Below are 18,727 nucleotides of genomic sequence, written 5' to 3'. Positions count from 1 at the left end.
TTTAATGCAATTTTGCTTGTACTAAATTAATAAACTCTTTTCTAGTTGAATCGTTGCTTAAAAATAAGCCAGTAAATGCACTGGAAGTCGTTACCGAATTTTGTTTCTGTACGCCGCGCATTTGCATACACATGTGCTGACATTCCAAAACAACTGCAACACCTTTTGGTTTCAATGTTTCTTGGATGCAATCGCGAATTTCAATCGTCAAACGCTCCTGAACTTGTAATCTTCTGCTAAAAGCATCCACTACTCGTGGAATTTTGCTCAATCCAACGATTGTTCCGTTTGGAATATAGGCAATGTGTGCTTTTCCAAAAAAAGGAAGCATGTGATGCTCACACATTGAATAAACTTCAATGTCTTTCACAATCACCATTTCCGAATATTCTTCGTGAAACAAAGCGCTTTTTAAAATGTCAGCTGGTTTAATGTCGTATCCTTGCGTTAAAAATTGCAATGCTTTTGCTACGCGTTCGGGAGTTTTTAGTAAGCCTTCACGCTCTGGATTTTCGCCAATTTGAGAAAGAATCGATTTGTAAATAGTTGAAATGTTTTCCGTTGTGTCGTCGTTGTAATGAAAATCGCTCATGATAGTATGTATTTTTTGCTAAATGTTCAAATGTTCAAATGTTCAAATGTTCAAATGTTCAAATGTTCAAATGTTCAAATGTTCAAATGTTCAAATTGAATCTTTTAAACTCTTTGAACCTTCAAAGCTCTTAGAGCGAAGAAGATTTGAATCTTTTGAACTTGTTTTAAAACGGTTCTTTTCCACCAAAATATTCGACGTAATTGTTTTCAGTTTCTACCAACTTGATTTTACACAATTGACCACCAGCTTCTTGAATGGGAGCATCGATAATTTTCCAAATTTCAATGGCTAAATTTTCAGTAGAAGCCAGTTTCCCTTTTAGAAACGGAACATCTAGGTTCAAATTTTTGTGATCTACTTCTTCGATGACCAATTCTTTGATGATCACACTCAAGTCTTTCAAGTTGATAACAAAACCCGTTTCCGGATTTGGTTCTCCTTTTACCGTGACGAATAATTCAAAGTTGTGTCCATGCCAGTTTTTATTGCTGCACTTACCAAAAACTTCTTCATTTTTTTCATCAGACCATTCTTCACGCCACAATTTATGGGCTGCGTTAAAATGTTCTCTTCGGGTAATGTATACTGTTTCCAAACGTAAAATATTGGATGCAAAGTTACTAATTTTTGCTGAGAATGTCCTTTTTAGAACAGGAAGCTTGTTAAAAAAGTGCAAGTTTTGACTGGAACTAATTAGCCCATTCTCTAACTGAAAATAAACGGAAAAGTACGGCATATGCTGTATTGATTGTAAGCCAAGTCTTGCCCAACTTTGCAACGATGATAAAAAAGACAGTATTTATCGCTTTTCTTTGTTTCCTTTCCTTAAAGGGAACTTCACAAGTTCGTTTGCTACTTGGTGTTGTTGGTGGGAGGTACAATTACCTCGAGAGTCAGCAAGCAATTTTGGCCACAAAGTTTAATTTGGGTTATGACTATTCGTATGATCCCAGTTCCAATACACCCAATTTTAGCGGTTCAACGGATGTTTACAATGTGACGAAAGAACTTCGCTGGAATCAACTAAATAGAGGACTTGTAATTGGTTTAGAATACGAGGCATCTGAGAAAACGAAGCACAGCCTTTATTTTGAGGGTAGAACCAATAGCGGAACGGGAAAAAGAACAAATACTACCAAAAATTTCGAAGAAACGTTTAAGCTAAAATCAAAATTTGGAGGAATTCACTACAATTTCACCTATACTCCTTTTAAACGGATTGGCTTTTTCTACGACGTTGGATTTACACGGTACCGTATTAAATTCAGCGCTAACTCTCCGCAAAGTGAAGTTTTTAAGCGTGAAACGATGGGTTACCGACTTAATTTTCTTTCTAGCAGTTACAAACCTGGTTCTAAGGAGCTCAATATTGTCAACGGAATTGGAATCGATTTTACAGTTATTCAATACGATAAACTCCAAATCTCTTTGCGACCAGAAATTGGTTTCGCAATCAATAAATTATCCGAGGTGGATCTTGGTGTGCTCTATACCGAATGGATTTTTAACCTGAATTACATCCAATGCGGTCTGATTATTAAACCAAAAATTAGCAAATGAAACCCCTTATCATACTCACAATTGTGTTGATTTCTTGCAGCAATTTCAGCTTTGGACAATTTGAATTTCAGCTTCAAGCAGGAGTAAGTGCTTCTCGGTTAAATTTTCCAGGGTTTAATACGTATCTGGAAAGTTACAATGTTCAAAACAGCGGTAGTTCTATGATTAAGCCTGTAAAATTTAATCAATTTGGTATGGGATATCATTTTGGAGGAATTTTCCGTTTGAAGTGGTTTGTTACAGGAATAAATCTGGGGAAAATTACGGGTTTTCAATCCAAGGCAATTTACGCTTATGATCAAAGTCGCTCATTCCAATTTAAAAATAGCTATTTCGATCTTCAGATTGGAGGACGAATTGGTAAAGAAAAATTTGCGTTTATTCCTTATATAACCATGAGTATCAATAGTCTGAATCTGAATACGTTTTATTCTTATGGAAAGACCAAAAGCTATGGTGGAGAAAGGGATTTGAATGGAGTTTATACGAGTTGGCGCTTGGTAAGTTTAGTAGGGGGTCGATTAGAATATCGGTTCACAAAAATGATAGGTATCTTTTTAGATATGAGTTTTATGATTAATAAATCAGAATATTTAGGAGGAGAATTCACGGAGTCCAACAGCGCAACAGATTCGAAATATTTTCAGTCAACTGCTACTCAAGATCAAATTGCAGCAACGACGGATGGATTACAAGAAGTTTATCGGATTTCAAGAGGAGTTTTCGGATTACAGTTAACATTTGGTTCAAATGAGAAAGATTAAAGTACTTATCTTATTGGGAGTTTTAGTATTCCAATTAACGGGTTGTTTTAAAGATGAACCTAAAAAAGTAATGACACGTGCTGCTGGTTCGTGGACTATTGAAAAAGTAGTTCAAGAGAATTATGATACCCTGGGAAGTTTGGCGAATACTAATGAGTGGAGTGATTTGGGAACATTGTTTCTGTTTCACGAAGATGATTTTCAATACATCGATGTTTTCCAGCTACAATACACAACAGCTCTTCAAAGCGAGGTGAATTCGTACTTTCAACAAACGTTATTCTCAGCAAATCGTTGGTGGATGAGTGTTGATGGGGAACAATTTGGTTTTGGAAATTACGATGCGAGTACTGGTTTTACAAATACAATGGGTTTATTCACACTTGAAAAATTAAACAATCGCAAAATGGAAATATTAAATGTTGAATTATTCCCTTCAGGACAAGTTCGATTAATTGAAAGGTGGTTCTTTAAACGGAAAAAATGAAGAAGCTAATGTGATTTTACTTTCGTAAATTTGTAATCAAAATTAGCATTCATGATTGTCATTACAGGAGCAGCAGGTTTTATTGGAAGTTGTATCGTTGGAACTTTAAATAGCAAAGGAATCAACAACTTAATTTTGGTGGATGATTTTTCCAAAACCGAAAAAGGTTCCAATTTAGAAGGAAAGCTCTTTGCTGCGATGATTCAGCGTAATGACTTCAACCAATGGATGAGCGAATTTGGCGATGAAGTAACTTGTGTTTTGCACATTGGCGCTAGAACCGATACCACAGAATTTGACAAATCAATCTTCGATGAGTTGAATGTGAACTATTCGAAAATGGTTTGGAATCACTGTGTGAAGTTTCAAATTCCGTTGGTGTATGCAAGTTCTGCAGCTACTTATGGTTTGGGTGAATTGGGTTATGATGACAACGAAGCAACGATGCCAGACTTGCAACCTTTGAATCCTTACGGATGGTCGAAACAATGGTTTGATATGTGGGCTTTGGAGCAAACAGAAACCCCACCACATTGGTACGGACTGAAGTTCTTCAATGTGTACGGTCCGAATGAATACCACAAAGCGCGCATGGCTTCGGTGATTTTCCATACGTTCAATCAGGTGAAAGAACACGGATCCATGAAATTATTCCGCTCACACAATCCCAATTATACAGATGGAGGTCAAATGCGCGATTTTGTTTATGTGAAAGATTTGGTTTCAGTCATCGAATTTTTAATGAAAGGAACTGCAAAATCTGGAATTTACAACTTGGGTTCTGGAAAAGCGCGCACTTTCTTGGATTTGGCAACAAACACTTTCAAGGCATTGGGGAAAGAACCTCAAATTTCATTCATCGATACGCCAGCAGATATCCGCGACAAATATCAGTATTTCACAGAAGCGAATATGCAGAAGCTGATAGATCAAGGGTATGATATTCCATTCCACACTTTAGAAGAAGGCGTGGAAGATTATGTGAAGAATTACTTGGTTGGAACAAAGTATGTTTAGAGAACATGCTAAAATCCATTCATCATATAGCTATCATCTGTTCGGATTACGAAAAGTCGAAACATTTCTACACTCAAATCCTTGGTTTTGAGATTTTAGCAGAAAATTACCGATCAGAACGCGACTCCTATAAGTTAGATCTTCTTCTAAATGGTGTTTACTTGGTCGAATTGTTTTCTTTTCCAAACCCGCCCAATCGCATTTCAAGACCAGAAGCTAGTGGTCTGCGTCATTTAGCGTTTTCAGTAGCAGACATCGAAAATTCCATGGCAGAATTGGCTCAAAAAAACGTTTCGTGCGAACCTATCCGAATCGATGACTTTACAGGCAAACGCTTCACCTTCTTCGCCGATCCAGATGGATTGCCCATTGAGTTGGTAGAGATTTAATGATCAATCGCTTATTATTATCGAATTATCAAATCCATGAAAAAACTACTGTACTTATCACTTGTATTCCTTTTAACGGCTTGTTCCTCTGAAAAAACAGACGAAGAATTGTTGGAATTGGATCGCGTAGCTTTAAACGAGAACTTAATTTCAGGAAAAGTCGTTCCCTATAAGTTTGTGAAACTGATGATTCGAGGCTACGCTTCGGAAGGCACTAAATCTCCCAAATTCAAAGTATTTAAAAAAGATTCCGATAAACTGGTGCAAAAGATGATGAAACTGAATCATGCGGATGATTTATCGGTAAAAGATTATTGGGCGATGTATCAGATTTACGATCAAATGGATGAGTTTGTGACGCAAACAGACGAAGACGAGTTTCCAGTGATCTTGGATGCGTTCAGAAAGTTCTGGGACGGAACGAAAAGTGCTAACTATTTCAAAGGCAAAGACAAAGCAGAGCAGGAAGCAAGAGAACATGCTTTTTTGACCGTTCTTGCAATGGCGAGCAGCAGTTTGGGAAGTGAAATAGCACTTTACGAATGCGCGGAAACAGATATCGAATTGCTCCCGGATTCTGAATTGAAAAGCAACCTGCGTTTTCTCAGAGGTTTCGTATTCATGCAAAAAGGCTTGTATTATTTGTCGGAAAATGAATACACGAATAACCTGGAATGGCTCAAAAAGAACACCGATATCGATTTGAGGTATACGATGAATTCCATGCAGATTGGGACCTTCGATAAAAAACAGTCTTATGTAGGGTATCGTGCAATGAACCATGTTTACCGCGGAATGGATCGACTGATGATGGAACGCGACATAGACCACGAGCGTGCTCTGGAAGATTTTGAGCAAGTATTGAAAGATTGCAAAACACTAAAGATCGATAACGAATTGGTTTGGACAATCGATGTGTATGTACAACTCGAAAAAGGAAATACAGACAAAGCAATTATCTCTCTCCATAAACTGAAGAAAAGCAAACTGCTTACCGATGATGACAAAGCGCTGATTGATGAATGCATCGAATACCTGAAAAAAGAGGATTCGGAAACTGCTTTGAAGGAAGTCTACGACAAAGTATTCATGCTGAGAATCGCAAGTTCCTTCACATACAACCGATTGAAGGATGTAAATACGAAAAAAATATTGAAGAACAGCAAAGTTCCGAATGCATCCAAAATTGCTGAGAAAACAGAAGTTCTTGAAAATGCAGTGGGTCAGATTGACAGTTTCAAGAACGGAGAAACTCTGAAAGAAGCAACCAAAAAAGCTGGAGAAGAAGGGGAAAGTCTTTTGAATGAAGCCAAAGAATTATTTGATTTTTAATAAGAATAGAACAAGATCGAATTATGGGAACCGACTGATAAGTAACAATATCGGTTCAGTACAAAGTGAAAAAGGGTAACACAGTGTAAAAATAGGAGTTGGAAGAGATTGATCGACATTCATATTAGAAAATAAAAATTAACTTTGTCCAGCTTAAATGAGCAAACGGCTCCGTAGCTCAGCTGTATAGAGCACTGGATTTCGGCTCCAGCGGTCGGGAGTTAGAATCTCTCCGGGGTCACAAAAAGAAAAAGACTGTTTAACGAAAGTTAAATGGTCTTTTTCTTTTTACACTCTTTTCTCGCTCTCACACTCACTCCAGAGTCTTTTTCTTTCAGTGTGAGAATTGAGAATGAGAGCGGAATACGTGTTCGAAGACTGAATTGAGTTTCCCCCTTTTGGAGGAGGAGAAAGCATGAAATGCTTGAAGACGAGCTGTGACAAACGGTAGTGCGAAAAGAGTGAGATAAAGGGGGAGGATAAGCCCAATCTCCCGAAACCATTGATTTTATTCTGTTTTCCAAACATTCAAAGCGGTTCGAATTCTAATGGCTTTCAGGTGAGATTTCTTTATGGAAATTTTAAAACACTTTGTTGATTTTCAGAATTATTGTGTAGTATTGAAATAATTACTATTCGCAGAGTTCCATTGAGCCGAAACCATTAAAATAAGGAAATTACCAATGAGTTTACCAAAAGAGCATACAGCCGAAACCAAAAGACTCCTAAAGAAAATACCTAAAGATAAAATTGCAAAATGGCTTTTGGAAGAAGGTTATTATCCAGAACAATATATTATTCCTCCGTGTTTTAGAGTAAAGAAATTTGACTTGAAAACGTCTCCTTATTTCGCAGTTGATAACACCATACCTGGACAGCCAAAATTTGAACCTGAAAAAGAAGACTTATTAAATATTTCTTTCCCAAAAACAACCCTGACGGATAGAACTTTTGGAATAATCGCTCCAAAAATATACCATGATATTGTCTGGTATCTTATTGATAATTGGGAAACAATTTTAAAATCCTTATTTAAGACTAATAATAAAATACACTCATATAGCTTTCCGATTCCAATAACATCTAAAAATGAAGGTGAATTAGGAAACTTAAGAGCTGGTAGAATGATCTATGAATTTTTAGAAATGGGAGAAAATGACCTCGTTTCCGAAGCATATAATTATAAGTACGTATTAAAATCAGACATTAAGAATTTTTATCCTTCAATTTACACCCACAGCATCGCTTGGGCAATTCACACAAAAGAAGTTATTAGAAAAAAAGGGAACAGGAGTAATTTCAATGATTATGTTGGTTTAATACTAGATAAGCTTTTCCAATATTCAAATGATGGATGCACAAATGGAATTGCAATTGGACCTGCTATTTCGGATTTAATTGCAGAAATTATTTTAAGTGCTGTTGATACAGAATGTTCAAAAATATTAACCGAAAAAGGAATAGATTTTATAGGTGTTCGATTCAAGGATGATTATCGGTTTTTATGTCAATCTAAGCAAGATGCAAACTTGATTATAAAAACTTTGCAGAAACAGATGTCCTTTTTCAATCTGACACTTAATGAGAGTAAGTCACAAGTACAGGAGCTGCCGGAAGGATTGTTTAGAGAATGGACAGCAGAATATCAAACATATTCATTGAGATACAAAAAGAAAATTGGTTATAAACGTTTTGAAAGTTCATTTCGCGGAACTCTAAAGGTTGATAAAAAATATGAAGGCACAGGTGTCGTTGACCGTTTCTTATCTGAATTATACACGAAAAAGCGTGAACTCAAATTTAATTTTAAGGATAAAGATTTGCTAAAAGCAATCAGTCTCTTATTAATGTTAAAAGAACGAAGAAATAAATCATTTCCACAGATTCTTGGGATTATTGAAAAGATTATTGAACAGAATAAAGGTAAGGTAAGAATTAACTCTAAAATAAGTTTAACAATCGAAAAATTGCTAACCGAAAAACTTAAAAGCATCGATGATAATCAATACGATTTATTATGGTTGATTTATTTTTTAAAGTCATTGAATTTAACCACAATTCCTTTCCCAAAAAAGATCAATTCACAATTACTAAAAAGTTTACAACGTAATAGTCTAGAGTTTTTTAAACCAATCCCAACTGATATAAAACTATTTGACACAATCAAGAAGCCTGGAAGCAATATTAATCTTTTAGAGCACTTAGCAATATTTAAAAATGAAATTGACGAATAATTAAATACTCGGAAATATGACTTTCACAATACAAGGAGAAGCAGATTACATAAAGTTTACATATAACGAGGTCTTTGGATTTCCAAATGAAACATGTCATTGGGGTGGATATGATTCCCAAGTGACTCTTGAAATCAAATCACGCAATTTCAGAGTAATTGAAAGATTCTATACTTCAACCGGAGAGCTCTATGAATTTGCTCAAAGATTGAAAATTGCAAATGAGAATATTCACGGAGTAGTGACCTTTATTTCTTATGAAGGAAATTTGGAATTCACAATGAGCTATGATAAGTTGGGACATGTAAGAATTAAAGGAGTATTCTCAGAGCAGAATGAATTTTCCAATGAATTAATCTTCGAGTTCAATTCTGATCAATCATTTGTAAATAGAGCTTTAGAAGAAATTTCTGTGATCACTGAAAAATATGGTGGAATGAATGGAATAAAGTACTAATTACTCATCTAGGGTGTTCGACTTTTGTTGCGGTAGGTTCACAAAAAGAAAAAGCGAATTACGGTAGTAGTTCGCTTTTTCTTTTTGCCCTCAATACTCACTCTCCCGCTCACACTTAGTTTGTACTTTTTTCTTTCAGGGACGAGTGTGAGTTTTGAGAGCGGTATCTGTGTTCGAAGCTTCAATCTGTCTCCTCCCTCCGAGGAAGGATTAAGGAGGGTGGCAAGCAATATCTCCCGAAACCATTGATTTTATTCAGTTTTTCAACAATTTAATGCGGTTCGAATCCTATTGGCTTTCAGGTAAAATTTCTTTCCAGTAATTTTTTAACAGTGAATTGATTTTTAGAGATATTGTGTCTTATTAGGGTAACAAAGACTATTCTCAAAAACATCTGAAATTCAGTGTAAAATCTGATTTTAACTGGTTACAAGTAGTTGGGGTTACGCATATATGCAAGTTATAGGTAATGAAAGTTTGTGTTCGCTATTTTCGAGATATGTCCATAATAGTTAGCACCCAAACAAGGTTAAATAGCAGGAATATATCTTATTAAAATGAGTGAATTGTCTTTTTTAGTGTTTGCTCCCTTTATTAATGATTATTTGATTACGAATAGCTTAAACTTTGGCAAAAGTCTAATTAATTCTGCCATAAGACCGTTTTCAATAAAGAAAACAGGTGATCCACAGCGATCAGAAGTAGTATTCACTGTTTTATAAAAAGTGTTGTTCTTATAATAAGTTACGGAACTTGAGATCGCCCATCCGATGCAGTCACTCATTGCTCTGGGAGTATTCAATTCACTTCTTTGGTGCTGTGCTTTCACTAACTCTTCATTGATAAAATGATAACTTCCTACCTCCTCCCTGATGAAATTGGAATAATTATAGCACATCATAACGACCATTGTGTCTAAAGTACTTATAGAAATTCGTGGCAGATCTATTTTCTTTTCTCTTTTTGAAAGCTCAAGATACAATTCAGAATTTCTGAAGAAAAAATCTCTAATTATAGAATCTGAAATATAAACTGTCTTAATTGATGTATAGGTAAATCGACCGTGTAAATCATTATCAATTTTAATCATTGTGGAATCTAAAGATTCTGTAGATGCTATTTGAGTATACCCGAAACTCGCCCCTAGCATTAAAACTAGAAGAATTAGATTTGATTTATTTATCATGAAAACACCTACATTTAGGTCCTAATTTAGTTCAATCTATTTGTAAAAAAGAGAGTATCCATAAAGTAGACTGAACTAAAAAATCATTGCAAGAGAGGAAAATTCCAGGATATGTTCCTGCTCTTTAAAAGAGGCGCCTATAACAGTCACTACCTTTCCCAGTGGCAAACCGTCATAAATAATTATGCTATCTCTGTAACCTTGATTAAGGCTTTTTTTGTATTTCATTCCATTTTCCAAACATTCAAAGTGGTTCGAATCCTATTGGCTTTCAGGCAAAATTTCTTACTGGGAATTTTAAAACACTTTTGCTGTTTTTCAGAATTATTGTTTAGTATTGGGGTAATAACCTAACGATAGCTATTCGCAAAATGGAATTCGTAAAATTCTTGAAAATCAGTGTGAAATTCGATTTTAATCAGTTGTGAATAGTTAACGTTGCATATATACAAGTTAGCGGTCAGCTAAAACAACATACCGGCAGACAATGAAAATAGAAAAAATAAAACCGTTTGACGGACAACATTGCGAAACAACAGCGACAGGAACTTTATTACGTCAACTTGATATTGAACTTTCCGAACCAATGTTATTTGGTTTAGGCGAAGGACTTGGATTTATCTTTTGGAATATGAAATCAATGAATTTTCCTTTCATTGGTGGACGAGTAAAACCTGACGTTTTAACTGAAAATATTGCAAGAAATCTAAACCTCGAATTAACAGTTAAAGAAACAGCATCAACTCAAAAGGCTTGGGACAACGTTAAAGAACTTATTGACAATGGACAAGTAGTTGGTTTAAAATTAGACTGTTTCCATTTGCAATATTTTTCCCGACCATTTCATTTTGCAGGACATTATACTGCAATTTATGGTTATGACAATGAAAACGCTTTTTTGGTGGATACAAAACAGCAAGGTGGAGAGGTTAAAACAACTTTGAAAAGTTTAGCGTTAGCAAGAGCAGAAAAAGGTCCAATGTCATCTAAAAATTTGTATTACACTTTGTGTAATACAGACAAAACATTTTACTTAAAGTCTGCAATAATTACTGCAATTAGAAATAATGCTACCGAACATATAAACCCTCCAATTACAAATATTGGTTATAAAGGAATTTTGAAAGCAAGCACAGAAATAATCAAATGGTTTAAGACAAGTAAAGATATTGAAAATGATTTTAAAACATCTGCAATGCTTATGGAAAAAGCAGGAACAGGTGGAGCATTATTTAGAAATTTGTACCGAGATTTTTTAAAAGAGAGTTATGACTTACTGAAACTTGACAAACTAAGAACAGGACACGAAGCATTTGTAGAAATTGCAGAACTTTGGACTTCGGTTTCACAATTATTTGAGGAAGTGAGTAAAACAAAAGACTTTAAATATATTCAACAAGCATCAGACATTTTAAAAACAATATCAGACAAAGAAAAAAAGACAATGGAAATATTGGCGACAATATAGCGGAACCGCTAACAGGGGGCAAAAAAGCGGGTTCAGTGCTAAACCGAACATTTGTGCTTCTAATTCACGTCTTCGCAAAGCCCCAAAATGTTGTTTGTAATTTTTAGCAACAATTTCTACCCGATACAAATTTACTTTTTAACACCAACCGATCTTATTTTTTATATTTAATTGATATATCAATTAAATGGTTATATTTGCTTGATATGTTAAATAAATATGAGGTTCGAAACACCAATAAAAACTGGCAGTTCGGGCTTACCTAATCCCAACTTCTGCAAATCACGGAAACACTGGTTTTAGTGATGTTTTACAAATCCACCAATAAAAAATGGATTTTTTTTAGCGATTAAAAATACAGGATAATTAATAGTAATCAAATGCAAAAGCCTGAAGATGATACATAAAACCAAAATGGCATCCGAGACAGATCTGGGACAACTAGTTCTCGAAAAAATATTTGGGATAATAAAGTCATCCGGAGCACAGTTTTTTATAATTTCGTTCTGATCTCTGTAGGCTTTTACCAAGCGATAGGGATGCTAAAGAATGATTTCAAATACCAGACTATTCACAAAATGAGATACACCCAATTAAATACGAAAAGCACCTTAAAACACCCGAACAATTAATCTGTAATTTCTTAATAACAGCAACTAGTTACTTTATCATTGGTGGAATTACCCACAGAAGCACCTTATTGACCTAACAGAAATAAAATCAGAAAGAAAAACTTAAACCGTAAAAAATGATAAAAAGAATTCTCTTGCTATCAGCTGTCTCAATTTTCACAGCGAATAGTGCTTCAGCAAAAGCAAAAATTCCATTTGGTAAAGTGGATGTAATCGAAATTGTAGCAGATTTACCTGATACCGAAAAGTATCTTGTAGAAGAAGGCTCCAAAGAATATTTGGATTTAGCCAGAATCCACCAGGAATATAATATTGCCTGGATATTTCCTGCCTGGATTACTCAAGAACCCAAATTAGTATTGGCACAAAAAGAAAGTGACAAATATTACGAACTAACAGATGACCAGCTTGACCAACTAATCAGTGATAACAAATTAAACAAAGAAAGTCTTGTAAAACTTGGGTTTTATGCAAGATATGGTGGAAAGCTCATTTTATTGTTGATTATTGGGCTAATCATTTATGGCATTTTTTCAAAAGCCAAACCTAAAAACGTAAAACCAACAAACATTTAAAAACAAATTAATAAAAACACACACTTATGAATCCATTATTTTTAATTCCAGTCGTACTAGTAATTGCAGGTGTATTTTTCATGGTTTACATGAATAAAAAACACAAGACAGCAAAATCAGAAATTGATTTAGATTTTGAGCGAACTAAATATGACCAATACAAACAGGAACTATTAACTCAGGATTTTTCAAAAATAAAACAATGGATGCAAGGTAAATCTATTGATGCATTTACTTCTGCGTCTGTGCCTCAGTCTACGGGTAATAAAGTACAGGAACTTGTAACGGATGGTCTAAAGAACGTAGCCTTATCTGCGATTGGTGTAAAACTTAAAAAAGTAGAAACGGATTGTTTTTGGGTTTTGAGTGGAAACGATTTGCATTTTTTCATTACTGATGCTGTTGGTGAATTAGACGAACACATTGTTTTTGATAATTTCAGAATAGAAGATGCCAAACTTCAATACGGCGGTATCCTGAAATCGCAACTGGGTGCTTACTCAAAATCTTCGGAAGAATATTTGCCAAAAACACATATTATCACTTTTAATATAGACGGTAGCCCATTATCACTTGAAATTCACGACAGGCTGAATTATATAACTGATCCGGCTGATCTGTTAAATTTGAAAAAGCAATTAGAATCCAGAGCAAAATACCAGGTAGTCGGAGAGAGATTTGTAGGCATTTTACAAAACAAATTCCCTAAACTGGTAATAGCATAAACTGATTATGGGATTTTTTTCAAAATTTTTAAGTGCATTTAAAAGCATCCGGTTAAACGAGAAAAATGCGTTAAATGGATATTTATTAGACCATTTACTCGTTGGGTCAATGTATGCCGAACAACAATCGGCATACTTGAATTCCTATGAAACTGGTTTAAACAAATCGGATATTCTTAAATTAGTTGAAACCTACTGGGAAATATCTGATCAAGATCAAGCGATTGAAATTCTTCAAAGTCTGCATAATAGAAATGAAGATGAAAATATGGATATCGTTTACAAAGCATTTGAAGATAAAGAAAATTATGTTGCCATTTTAAAATCAAACTTACCCGATGAAGAAGGAGTGTTTGAGTATTATTTAGACCTGTTCAGAAAGCTAAATAATATTATTCCGGAACTAATTGAACAAAAAATCATCACAACCTTCTCCCAAATAAAAAAGACAAAAGATAGCGGCTGGAACTATGGGAGAAGTGTTTTTTTAGCGCGTTGCTGTTATGAATTGGGATATCTTTCAGAAAATGAACTCAAAGAATATCTGGCAAAGTCTTATACGGATTTAAAAAAATATTGCAGTACCTGGCAAGAATACACCACGAGCTATATTGTTGGAAGAGCACTTTGGGGTGGTGCAAATAACAGTGGGATGGTGCAAATTGCAAATGACTTATTGAATAACGACAACAGTCCGCTTAAGAATAAAACATATATCTGAAAAATGCTGGTTCACAAAAAGAAAAAGCGAATTACGGGAGTAGTTCGCTTTTTCTTTTTGCCCTCAATACTCACTCTGACACTCGCTCTCAGTTTACACTCATTCGGCTTTTCTGTCTGATCCAAACTAGATTTCATTCTTCAATCACTTCGGATCAAGGTGAGACAGAGCCTCAGTCTTCACAAGCTCTGATCTCTCCCTCGGCCTTTTCGTCTTGTGAGACGAGGCCTCAGTCTTCGTCAGCCTTGGCTGACTCTTCTTTCACCGCCATTTAATCCTGCTTCAACCTAAAATCTTGCGGCTTAAGCTGCTTTTAGCTCTGTCAAACCGGAAGATTGCTTTAGAATTGTTGGATCAAATTCAACACTATGCTAGAGAAATTTAGAACCCTTTACGAAGAAAAACTAACCGTTAAATTAATAACCGTATTCCTGGTTGTTTTGGCTTCACTAGCGATACTGATTCCTATCGTTCAGCTCGCCCTACTGTTTGGAGTAGATCTGATGAATAACAACGGTGTTCGAATGAAGGTTGATTTTGGCAACGTCTTTTTCTTCTTTCTTTTTGGTGCGAGTTCCATTGGAATCATTTGGTTGGCACAGAAATATCTGCACAAAAGAACACTCGCTGATCTCGGCTTCAGAACCAAAATTTTAACCCTTTTCTTCATTGGTTTTCTGGTAGGCGTGTTGATGGTTGGATTGGAATACTTGGTGCTGGGAATGAGTGCCAGTGAGGTCAAATTCGTATCTGTAATCCCCAGCAACAGTTCCATACCTGTGTATATTGGCTATTACATCTATTTCTTTTTTGGGATGTTAATCTGGAACTCGCTCATTGAGGAATTGGGCTGTCGGGCTTATCCTATTGAAGCACTTCGGAAACACCTAAATCCCCACATCATTTTCACACTAATGGGAGTTCTTTTTACGTTGGGTCATTTTGTTGTTCGCGATTTCGACATCTCTTATGCGATAAGCTTGTTTATAACCTCCTACGCCTTGTCAGGGATTTACTATTATTCCGGTTCCATTTGGTTGGTTATTGGAGTTCATACCGGCATGAATTGGTTTGGTTTTTCCTTTGGTGGAAATGTAGACAATTGGAAATTGGGAGCATTGGTCCGAATTGAAATTCAGGATATCCCAACATGGATTTTTTACACTACAGGTCCACTCATTGGAATAGGTGTATTCTTGCTTGTGAGAGTTGCCCATAAAAAAGGTCTTTTCAAAAAAAATCTGTAAGTAGGAAAGAAACAAAATCTATCTTTACTTATCGCTAATTCAATGACAAACGCAATCAAAAATAACAGCTTTCGCATTTACCCATGGGTATTTATTCCATTAATTGGGTTATTGTACTACACTACATTATTCTTGTTTTCGATGACGAGCGATGCCGCTTATGGTTTCGATTGGTTCGGGGTAGTCGTCATTTCATTTCAATTGGGGGTTGTTTGGTGGCTTTCTCAATTTGTACTCAATAAGTTGCTAAAAAGAGGCTGGAAGATGAATCTTCGATTGTTTATTTTTGGTGTGATCGCAATTGTCCTATTAAGCGAATGTATCTTCTTGACCATAAGAACTATCTACGTTACAATCAGGTATCCGGAATTTTCATTGTTCAATTGGGTGTTGATTACAGTTACCTTGCTTGATAGTCTATTAAAAGGAATTATGGTTATGAGCTTTTTGTTCAGTCTCCAATTTTTCAAACGATGGCGGCTTGAAAACGAAGAAAATGAACGATTGAAACGAAACGAATTGGAGCTTCAGAACAGAGCATTAAAAAGTCAACTCAATCCGCATTTTCTATTCAATAATCTGAATACATTGTCCGGACTAATCCGACAGGATCCAGTGATTGCAAATGAATTTTTAAAAGAAATGTCAGACATGTACCGCTACATTTTAAAAACAGCTGAAACGGATGTTGTTCCGTTGATTGAAGAGGTGCAATTTGCCGAAAGCTACACCCATTTGCTCAAAAAACGCTTCGGTAAAAACTTCAATTACTCCATAGAAGTCAACGATTACGATTATGTCATTCCGCCCATTTCCCTGCATTTATTGTTAGAGAATGTTGTCAAACACAATCGGATTGATGCCGAATGTCCGATGCACTTTACGATTAAACAACAGGAAGGATTATTGTTTGTTGAGAATACCATCAACCGAAAAAACCACGTAGATTCTACAAAAAAAGGACTTCAGCTATTAACCGAACAATACACATTTCTTACAAACAAAACCATCGAAATCCGCGAAGACAGTAACTTGTTTTCGGTTAAACTACCTTTACTGAAATTAATAGGATGAATGTATTAATCATAGAAGATGAAGAAAGCGCTTTTGAAAACTTGAAGCGCATATTATTGGAAATTGATCCGTCGATTAACATCGTATTCTGGTTGCAGAGTGTGGAGCAATCCATCCATTGGTTCGAAACAAATGATTTTCCTGATCTCATCTTTTTAGACATTCAATTGAGTGATGATTTGAGCTTTAAAATCTTTGAATCTGTAGAAGTAACATCACCCATTGTATTTACAACTGCTTTCGATGAATACGCAATCAAAGCGTTCGAATTAAACAGTATCGATTACATTCTAAAGCCCATTTCAAAGAGCAGTATCGAAAAATCAATTACGAAGTACAAGTCGCATATAAATCGTTCTTCCATATCGTACAATAACTTACTTCAAGATTTAAAGTTCGTTTCAATCAATCCATCCTATAAAGAGCGATTTTTGGTCAACAAAGCAGATGAATTAGTAATCGTCCCAACCGCAAACATCTCCTATTTCTTTAAGGATAACGATACGTACATCGTATTAAAAAATGGCGATCGCTACGCTGTGAAATTCACGTTAGATGAGCTCATTCATTTATTAGACCCCATTCAATTCTATAGAGTCAATCGTCAACTAATTGTTAGCATACATGCCATATCTAAAATTACTTTTTGGTTCAAAGGGAAATTAAAATTGCGGCTGATTCCCGAATTTGATACTACTGTTTTTGTTAGTAGGGAAGGTGCCACAAAATTTAAAGCTTGGATGGACAAATAACATGCTGATTATTCCTCCTCCAAGGTGTTCGACTTTTGTTCCGGTAGGGGGCACAAAATGATTCATATAGAAGAATTAATTTGGCTCCAATGTGCTTTTACGGGTGAACGAGTTGAAAATATAACATTCCTATCTTCAACATAAGTAATAATATTACTCAAGTAAACTTCACCTAGCTAAAATCATGGATTAATTTCCAAATAATTTCTCCACATCGTCTAAGTTGGCGTCTGCCCATTTATAATACAACAATGCCGTGTTTGAATTCAATTCTTTGGAGTGCAGCATATCTAAAAAAACACTCTGAGCTTTTCTGCTGTCAATTGATGAGCTGTAATTGACCTCATGATGAAAGGTAGTATTGAAAAATTGATCGGCCCATTCGCTAGGATTTGATGAATTAACCATGAAATTGCTTATAAAATCGGATAGTTTTTCTTCTTGAACCATTAGTTTTTTGGCCTTGAAATAGGCAGACTTTCTTTTGGTTTCACAATGATAGTATTCTATATCTTTAGATTGTATTGTTTTGGTAGTTGGATCCCCAAAAATATCTACAAGCCCAAAGTTTTCCTGATCAGTTGCCAATTCCAGTTCAGCATCCGATTCGCCAGCAATGGCTAATGTAGTGCTTGTAGCTGCGGCACTTTCGGTTACTACATAAAGTTCTCTGAATGAAAACAAAGAATGGGTGAGTTTTATGATTAATTGTTGTTGTATATCATTCCAGTTACTCATCTTTATAGATACAGGTTCTTTAGCACGAAAGCAGAAACTCCCTTTATTCGAAAACTTCAGTATCTGTTTGCTGAATTCAAACTGTCCATCCATAGCACCTTGTCCAGTAGCTCTTCCCGAATAAGGTTTCGAGATACCATCACTGAAATTCCAGCTTGTGGCATTTAGAATGATGGCTGTGCTCAATTTCACCTCTTTTGGATCAATGATTTCTTTGCGGTATAAATTTCCCAGTAGTACTATTTCTCCATTATTAATTTGGAAATAATCTCCAGGAAATAGATTTTGATTTAATGGCTTTGTGGGTATGAATCCTCCTGTTTTTAAGTAAAAATGCTGGTAAAAATTCTTGTAAATCTGATCCATAATAGTAAAAATTGCCTAAATAAATTTCCTGTAACAGAGTATTTTAAAGTTTAAATGTAATCATATAATACTGTCTTGTTTCTACAAAGGTCAACACAGTCTATTATATGATTTGCATGGTTGATTTTCTTCTATCCTCTTTACTACAAAATACTCCTAATAGCTTCAACGCTAGTTTTGAGAGTGAGGGATTAGTCTAAAACCTGTATCGGTTATTTAGGACTAGACATCTGAGTGTTGTTCGAAGAACAGAACCAATTGCAACTGGCCAGTAATTATTGATTCTGTGGTTTTTGGTCATGTTAAACCATTGGAAGGTGAAACCCTGAAAATTATGGAGAGAGTCTTCAGGAAAGCTTGCTTTGGAATATTTAATTAGAAAATTTTTCAAATAGAATATTTTTTCTA

At 35.3% G+C, this 18,727-nt stretch carries 19 protein-coding genes and 1 tRNA gene; 16 read left to right on the top strand and 4 right to left on the bottom strand.

What is annotated here, in order from left to right; all coding sequences use genetic code 11:
- Position 1: 1 nt before the first annotated feature.
- A complete protein-coding gene (gene folE, locus FLUTA_RS05170) occupies positions 2-592 on the bottom strand; it encodes a GTP cyclohydrolase I FolE (RefSeq protein ID WP_013685804.1) in 591 nt (196 codons plus the stop codon).
- A 166-nt stretch (positions 593-758) separates the two neighbouring features.
- Complete coding sequence (locus FLUTA_RS05165) at positions 759-1,190, bottom strand: 6-pyruvoyl trahydropterin synthase family protein (RefSeq protein WP_043024094.1); 432 nt, start codon at positions 1,188-1,190, stop codon at positions 759-761.
- A 185-nt stretch (positions 1,191-1,375) separates the two neighbouring features.
- On the opposite strand from FLUTA_RS05165, the gene FLUTA_RS05160 reads away from it, so the two are divergent.
- The 9 genes from FLUTA_RS05160 (at position 1,376) to FLUTA_RS05120 (ending at position 8,835) form a co-directional block, all read left to right on the top strand.
- A complete protein-coding gene (locus tag FLUTA_RS05160) occupies positions 1,376-2,155 on the top strand; it encodes a hypothetical protein (RefSeq protein ID WP_043023648.1) in 780 nt (259 codons plus the stop codon).
- Positions 2,152-2,919, top strand: coding sequence for a hypothetical protein (locus tag FLUTA_RS05155; protein WP_013685801.1), 768 nt, complete (start codon positions 2,152-2,154; stop codon positions 2,917-2,919). The genes FLUTA_RS05160 and FLUTA_RS05155 overlap by 4 nt, the downstream gene beginning before the upstream one ends.
- The gene (locus FLUTA_RS05150; RefSeq protein WP_013685800.1) at positions 2,906-3,406 is read left to right on the top strand and encodes a hypothetical protein; all 501 of its coding nucleotides are present in this window, start codon (positions 2,906-2,908) and stop codon (positions 3,404-3,406) included. Before FLUTA_RS05155 ends, FLUTA_RS05150 begins: the two co-directional genes overlap by 14 nt.
- 51 nt (positions 3,407-3,457) lie before the next feature.
- On the top strand, positions 3,458-4,423 hold the full coding sequence (rfaD, locus tag FLUTA_RS05145; protein ID WP_013685799.1) for an ADP-glyceromanno-heptose 6-epimerase: 966 nt from the start codon (positions 3,458-3,460) through the stop codon (positions 4,421-4,423).
- Between the two features lie 5 nt (positions 4,424-4,428).
- Positions 4,429-4,812 (top strand): SMU1112c/YaeR family gloxylase I-like metalloprotein, encoded by a 384-nt coding sequence (gene gloA2, locus FLUTA_RS05140; protein ID WP_013685798.1) that lies wholly within the window; start codon positions 4,429-4,431, stop codon positions 4,810-4,812.
- Positions 4,813-4,848: 36 nt separating this feature from the next.
- On the top strand, positions 4,849-6,144 hold the full coding sequence (locus FLUTA_RS05135; protein ID WP_013685797.1) for a hypothetical protein: 1,296 nt from the start codon (positions 4,849-4,851) through the stop codon (positions 6,142-6,144).
- Between the two features lie 167 nt (positions 6,145-6,311).
- Positions 6,312-6,385 (top strand) — tRNA-Arg (locus FLUTA_RS05130).
- Positions 6,386-6,827: 442 nt separating this feature from the next.
- Positions 6,828-8,378, top strand: a complete 1,551-nt coding sequence (locus FLUTA_RS05125; RefSeq protein ID WP_013685796.1) for an RNA-directed DNA polymerase — start codon at positions 6,828-6,830, stop codon at positions 8,376-8,378.
- A 16-nt stretch (positions 8,379-8,394) separates the two neighbouring features.
- Entirely contained in the window at positions 8,395-8,835 is a 441-nt protein-coding gene (locus tag FLUTA_RS05120) for a WapI family immunity protein (protein ID WP_013685795.1), read from the top strand.
- A gap of 601 nt (positions 8,836-9,436) precedes the next feature.
- Here FLUTA_RS05120 and FLUTA_RS05115 read toward each other — a convergent pair.
- Positions 9,437-10,021, bottom strand: a complete 585-nt coding sequence (locus FLUTA_RS05115; protein WP_013685794.1) for a hypothetical protein — start codon at positions 10,019-10,021, stop codon at positions 9,437-9,439.
- 487 nt (positions 10,022-10,508) lie between these two features.
- Between FLUTA_RS05115 and FLUTA_RS05110 the strand changes: the two genes are divergently transcribed.
- From FLUTA_RS05110 to FLUTA_RS05080, 7 genes are all read left to right on the top strand, one after another.
- Positions 10,509-11,489, top strand: a complete 981-nt coding sequence (locus tag FLUTA_RS05110; protein ID WP_013685793.1) for a BtrH N-terminal domain-containing protein — start codon at positions 10,509-10,511, stop codon at positions 11,487-11,489.
- Between the two features lie 748 nt (positions 11,490-12,237).
- Positions 12,238-12,696 (top strand): hypothetical protein, encoded by a 459-nt coding sequence (locus tag FLUTA_RS05105; protein ID WP_013685792.1) that lies wholly within the window; start codon positions 12,238-12,240, stop codon positions 12,694-12,696.
- Between the two features lie 26 nt (positions 12,697-12,722).
- A complete protein-coding gene (locus FLUTA_RS05100; protein WP_013685791.1) occupies positions 12,723-13,421 on the top strand; it encodes a Z-ring associated ZapG family protein in 699 nt (232 codons plus the stop codon).
- A 7-nt stretch (positions 13,422-13,428) separates the two neighbouring features.
- On the top strand, positions 13,429-14,142 hold the full coding sequence (locus FLUTA_RS05095) for a DUF1266 domain-containing protein (protein ID WP_013685790.1): 714 nt from the start codon (positions 13,429-13,431) through the stop codon (positions 14,140-14,142).
- A 368-nt stretch (positions 14,143-14,510) separates the two neighbouring features.
- A complete protein-coding gene (locus tag FLUTA_RS05090; protein WP_013685789.1) occupies positions 14,511-15,389 on the top strand; it encodes a CPBP family intramembrane glutamic endopeptidase in 879 nt (292 codons plus the stop codon).
- Positions 15,390-15,431: 42 nt separating this feature from the next.
- Entirely contained in the window at positions 15,432-16,463 is a 1,032-nt protein-coding gene (locus tag FLUTA_RS20570; protein ID WP_013685788.1) for a sensor histidine kinase, read from the top strand.
- The gene (locus FLUTA_RS05080) at positions 16,460-17,215 is read left to right on the top strand and encodes a LytR/AlgR family response regulator transcription factor (RefSeq protein ID WP_013685787.1); all 756 of its coding nucleotides are present in this window, start codon (positions 16,460-16,462) and stop codon (positions 17,213-17,215) included. The genes FLUTA_RS20570 and FLUTA_RS05080 overlap by 4 nt, the downstream gene beginning before the upstream one ends.
- Positions 17,216-17,404: 189 nt before the next feature.
- Here the strand turns inward: FLUTA_RS05080 and FLUTA_RS05075 are convergent, their stop codons facing one another.
- On the bottom strand, positions 17,405-18,319 hold the full coding sequence (locus tag FLUTA_RS05075; protein ID WP_013685786.1) for a hypothetical protein: 915 nt from the start codon (positions 18,317-18,319) through the stop codon (positions 17,405-17,407).
- Positions 18,320-18,727 lie beyond the last annotated feature (408 nt).

It is taken from the genome of Fluviicola taffensis DSM 16823, assembly GCF_000194605.1.
Classification (GTDB): domain Bacteria; phylum Bacteroidota; class Bacteroidia; order Flavobacteriales_D; family Crocinitomicaceae; genus Fluviicola; species Fluviicola taffensis.
This window is presented reverse-complemented; position numbering and strand designations above follow the sequence as displayed.

Excerpts from the sequence above, each read along its gene's own strand:
- folE (WP_013685804.1), bottom strand. The coding sequence starts at position 592 with ATGAGCGATTTTCATTACAACGACGACACAACGGAAAACATTTCAACT.
- FLUTA_RS05160 (WP_043023648.1), top strand. The coding sequence starts at position 1,376 with ATGATAAAAAAGACAGTATTTATCGCTTTTCTTTGTTTCCTTTCCTTA.
- FLUTA_RS05155 (WP_013685801.1), top strand. The coding sequence starts at position 2,152 with ATGAAACCCCTTATCATACTCACAATTGTGTTGATTTCTTGCAGCAAT.
- FLUTA_RS05150 (WP_013685800.1), top strand. The coding sequence starts at position 2,906 with ATGAGAAAGATTAAAGTACTTATCTTATTGGGAGTTTTAGTATTCCAA.
- rfaD (WP_013685799.1), top strand. The coding sequence starts at position 3,458 with ATGATTGTCATTACAGGAGCAGCAGGTTTTATTGGAAGTTGTATCGTT.
- gloA2 (WP_013685798.1), top strand. The coding sequence starts at position 4,429 with ATGCTAAAATCCATTCATCATATAGCTATCATCTGTTCGGATTACGAA.
- FLUTA_RS05135 (WP_013685797.1), top strand. The coding sequence starts at position 4,849 with ATGAAAAAACTACTGTACTTATCACTTGTATTCCTTTTAACGGCTTGT.
- FLUTA_RS05125 (WP_013685796.1), top strand. The coding sequence starts at position 6,828 with ATGAGTTTACCAAAAGAGCATACAGCCGAAACCAAAAGACTCCTAAAG.
- FLUTA_RS05120 (WP_013685795.1), top strand. The coding sequence starts at position 8,395 with ATGACTTTCACAATACAAGGAGAAGCAGATTACATAAAGTTTACATAT.
- FLUTA_RS05115 (WP_013685794.1), bottom strand. The coding sequence starts at position 10,021 with ATGATAAATAAATCAAATCTAATTCTTCTAGTTTTAATGCTAGGGGCG.
- FLUTA_RS05110 (WP_013685793.1), top strand. The coding sequence starts at position 10,509 with ATGAAAATAGAAAAAATAAAACCGTTTGACGGACAACATTGCGAAACA.
- FLUTA_RS05105 (WP_013685792.1), top strand. The coding sequence starts at position 12,238 with ATGATAAAAAGAATTCTCTTGCTATCAGCTGTCTCAATTTTCACAGCG.
- FLUTA_RS05100 (WP_013685791.1), top strand. The coding sequence starts at position 12,723 with ATGAATCCATTATTTTTAATTCCAGTCGTACTAGTAATTGCAGGTGTA.
- FLUTA_RS05095 (WP_013685790.1), top strand. The coding sequence starts at position 13,429 with ATGGGATTTTTTTCAAAATTTTTAAGTGCATTTAAAAGCATCCGGTTA.
- FLUTA_RS05090 (WP_013685789.1), top strand. The coding sequence starts at position 14,511 with ATGCTAGAGAAATTTAGAACCCTTTACGAAGAAAAACTAACCGTTAAA.
- FLUTA_RS20570 (WP_013685788.1), top strand. The coding sequence starts at position 15,432 with ATGACAAACGCAATCAAAAATAACAGCTTTCGCATTTACCCATGGGTA.
- FLUTA_RS05080 (WP_013685787.1), top strand. The coding sequence starts at position 16,460 with ATGAATGTATTAATCATAGAAGATGAAGAAAGCGCTTTTGAAAACTTG.
- FLUTA_RS05075 (WP_013685786.1), bottom strand. The coding sequence starts at position 18,319 with ATGGATCAGATTTACAAGAATTTTTACCAGCATTTTTACTTAAAAACA.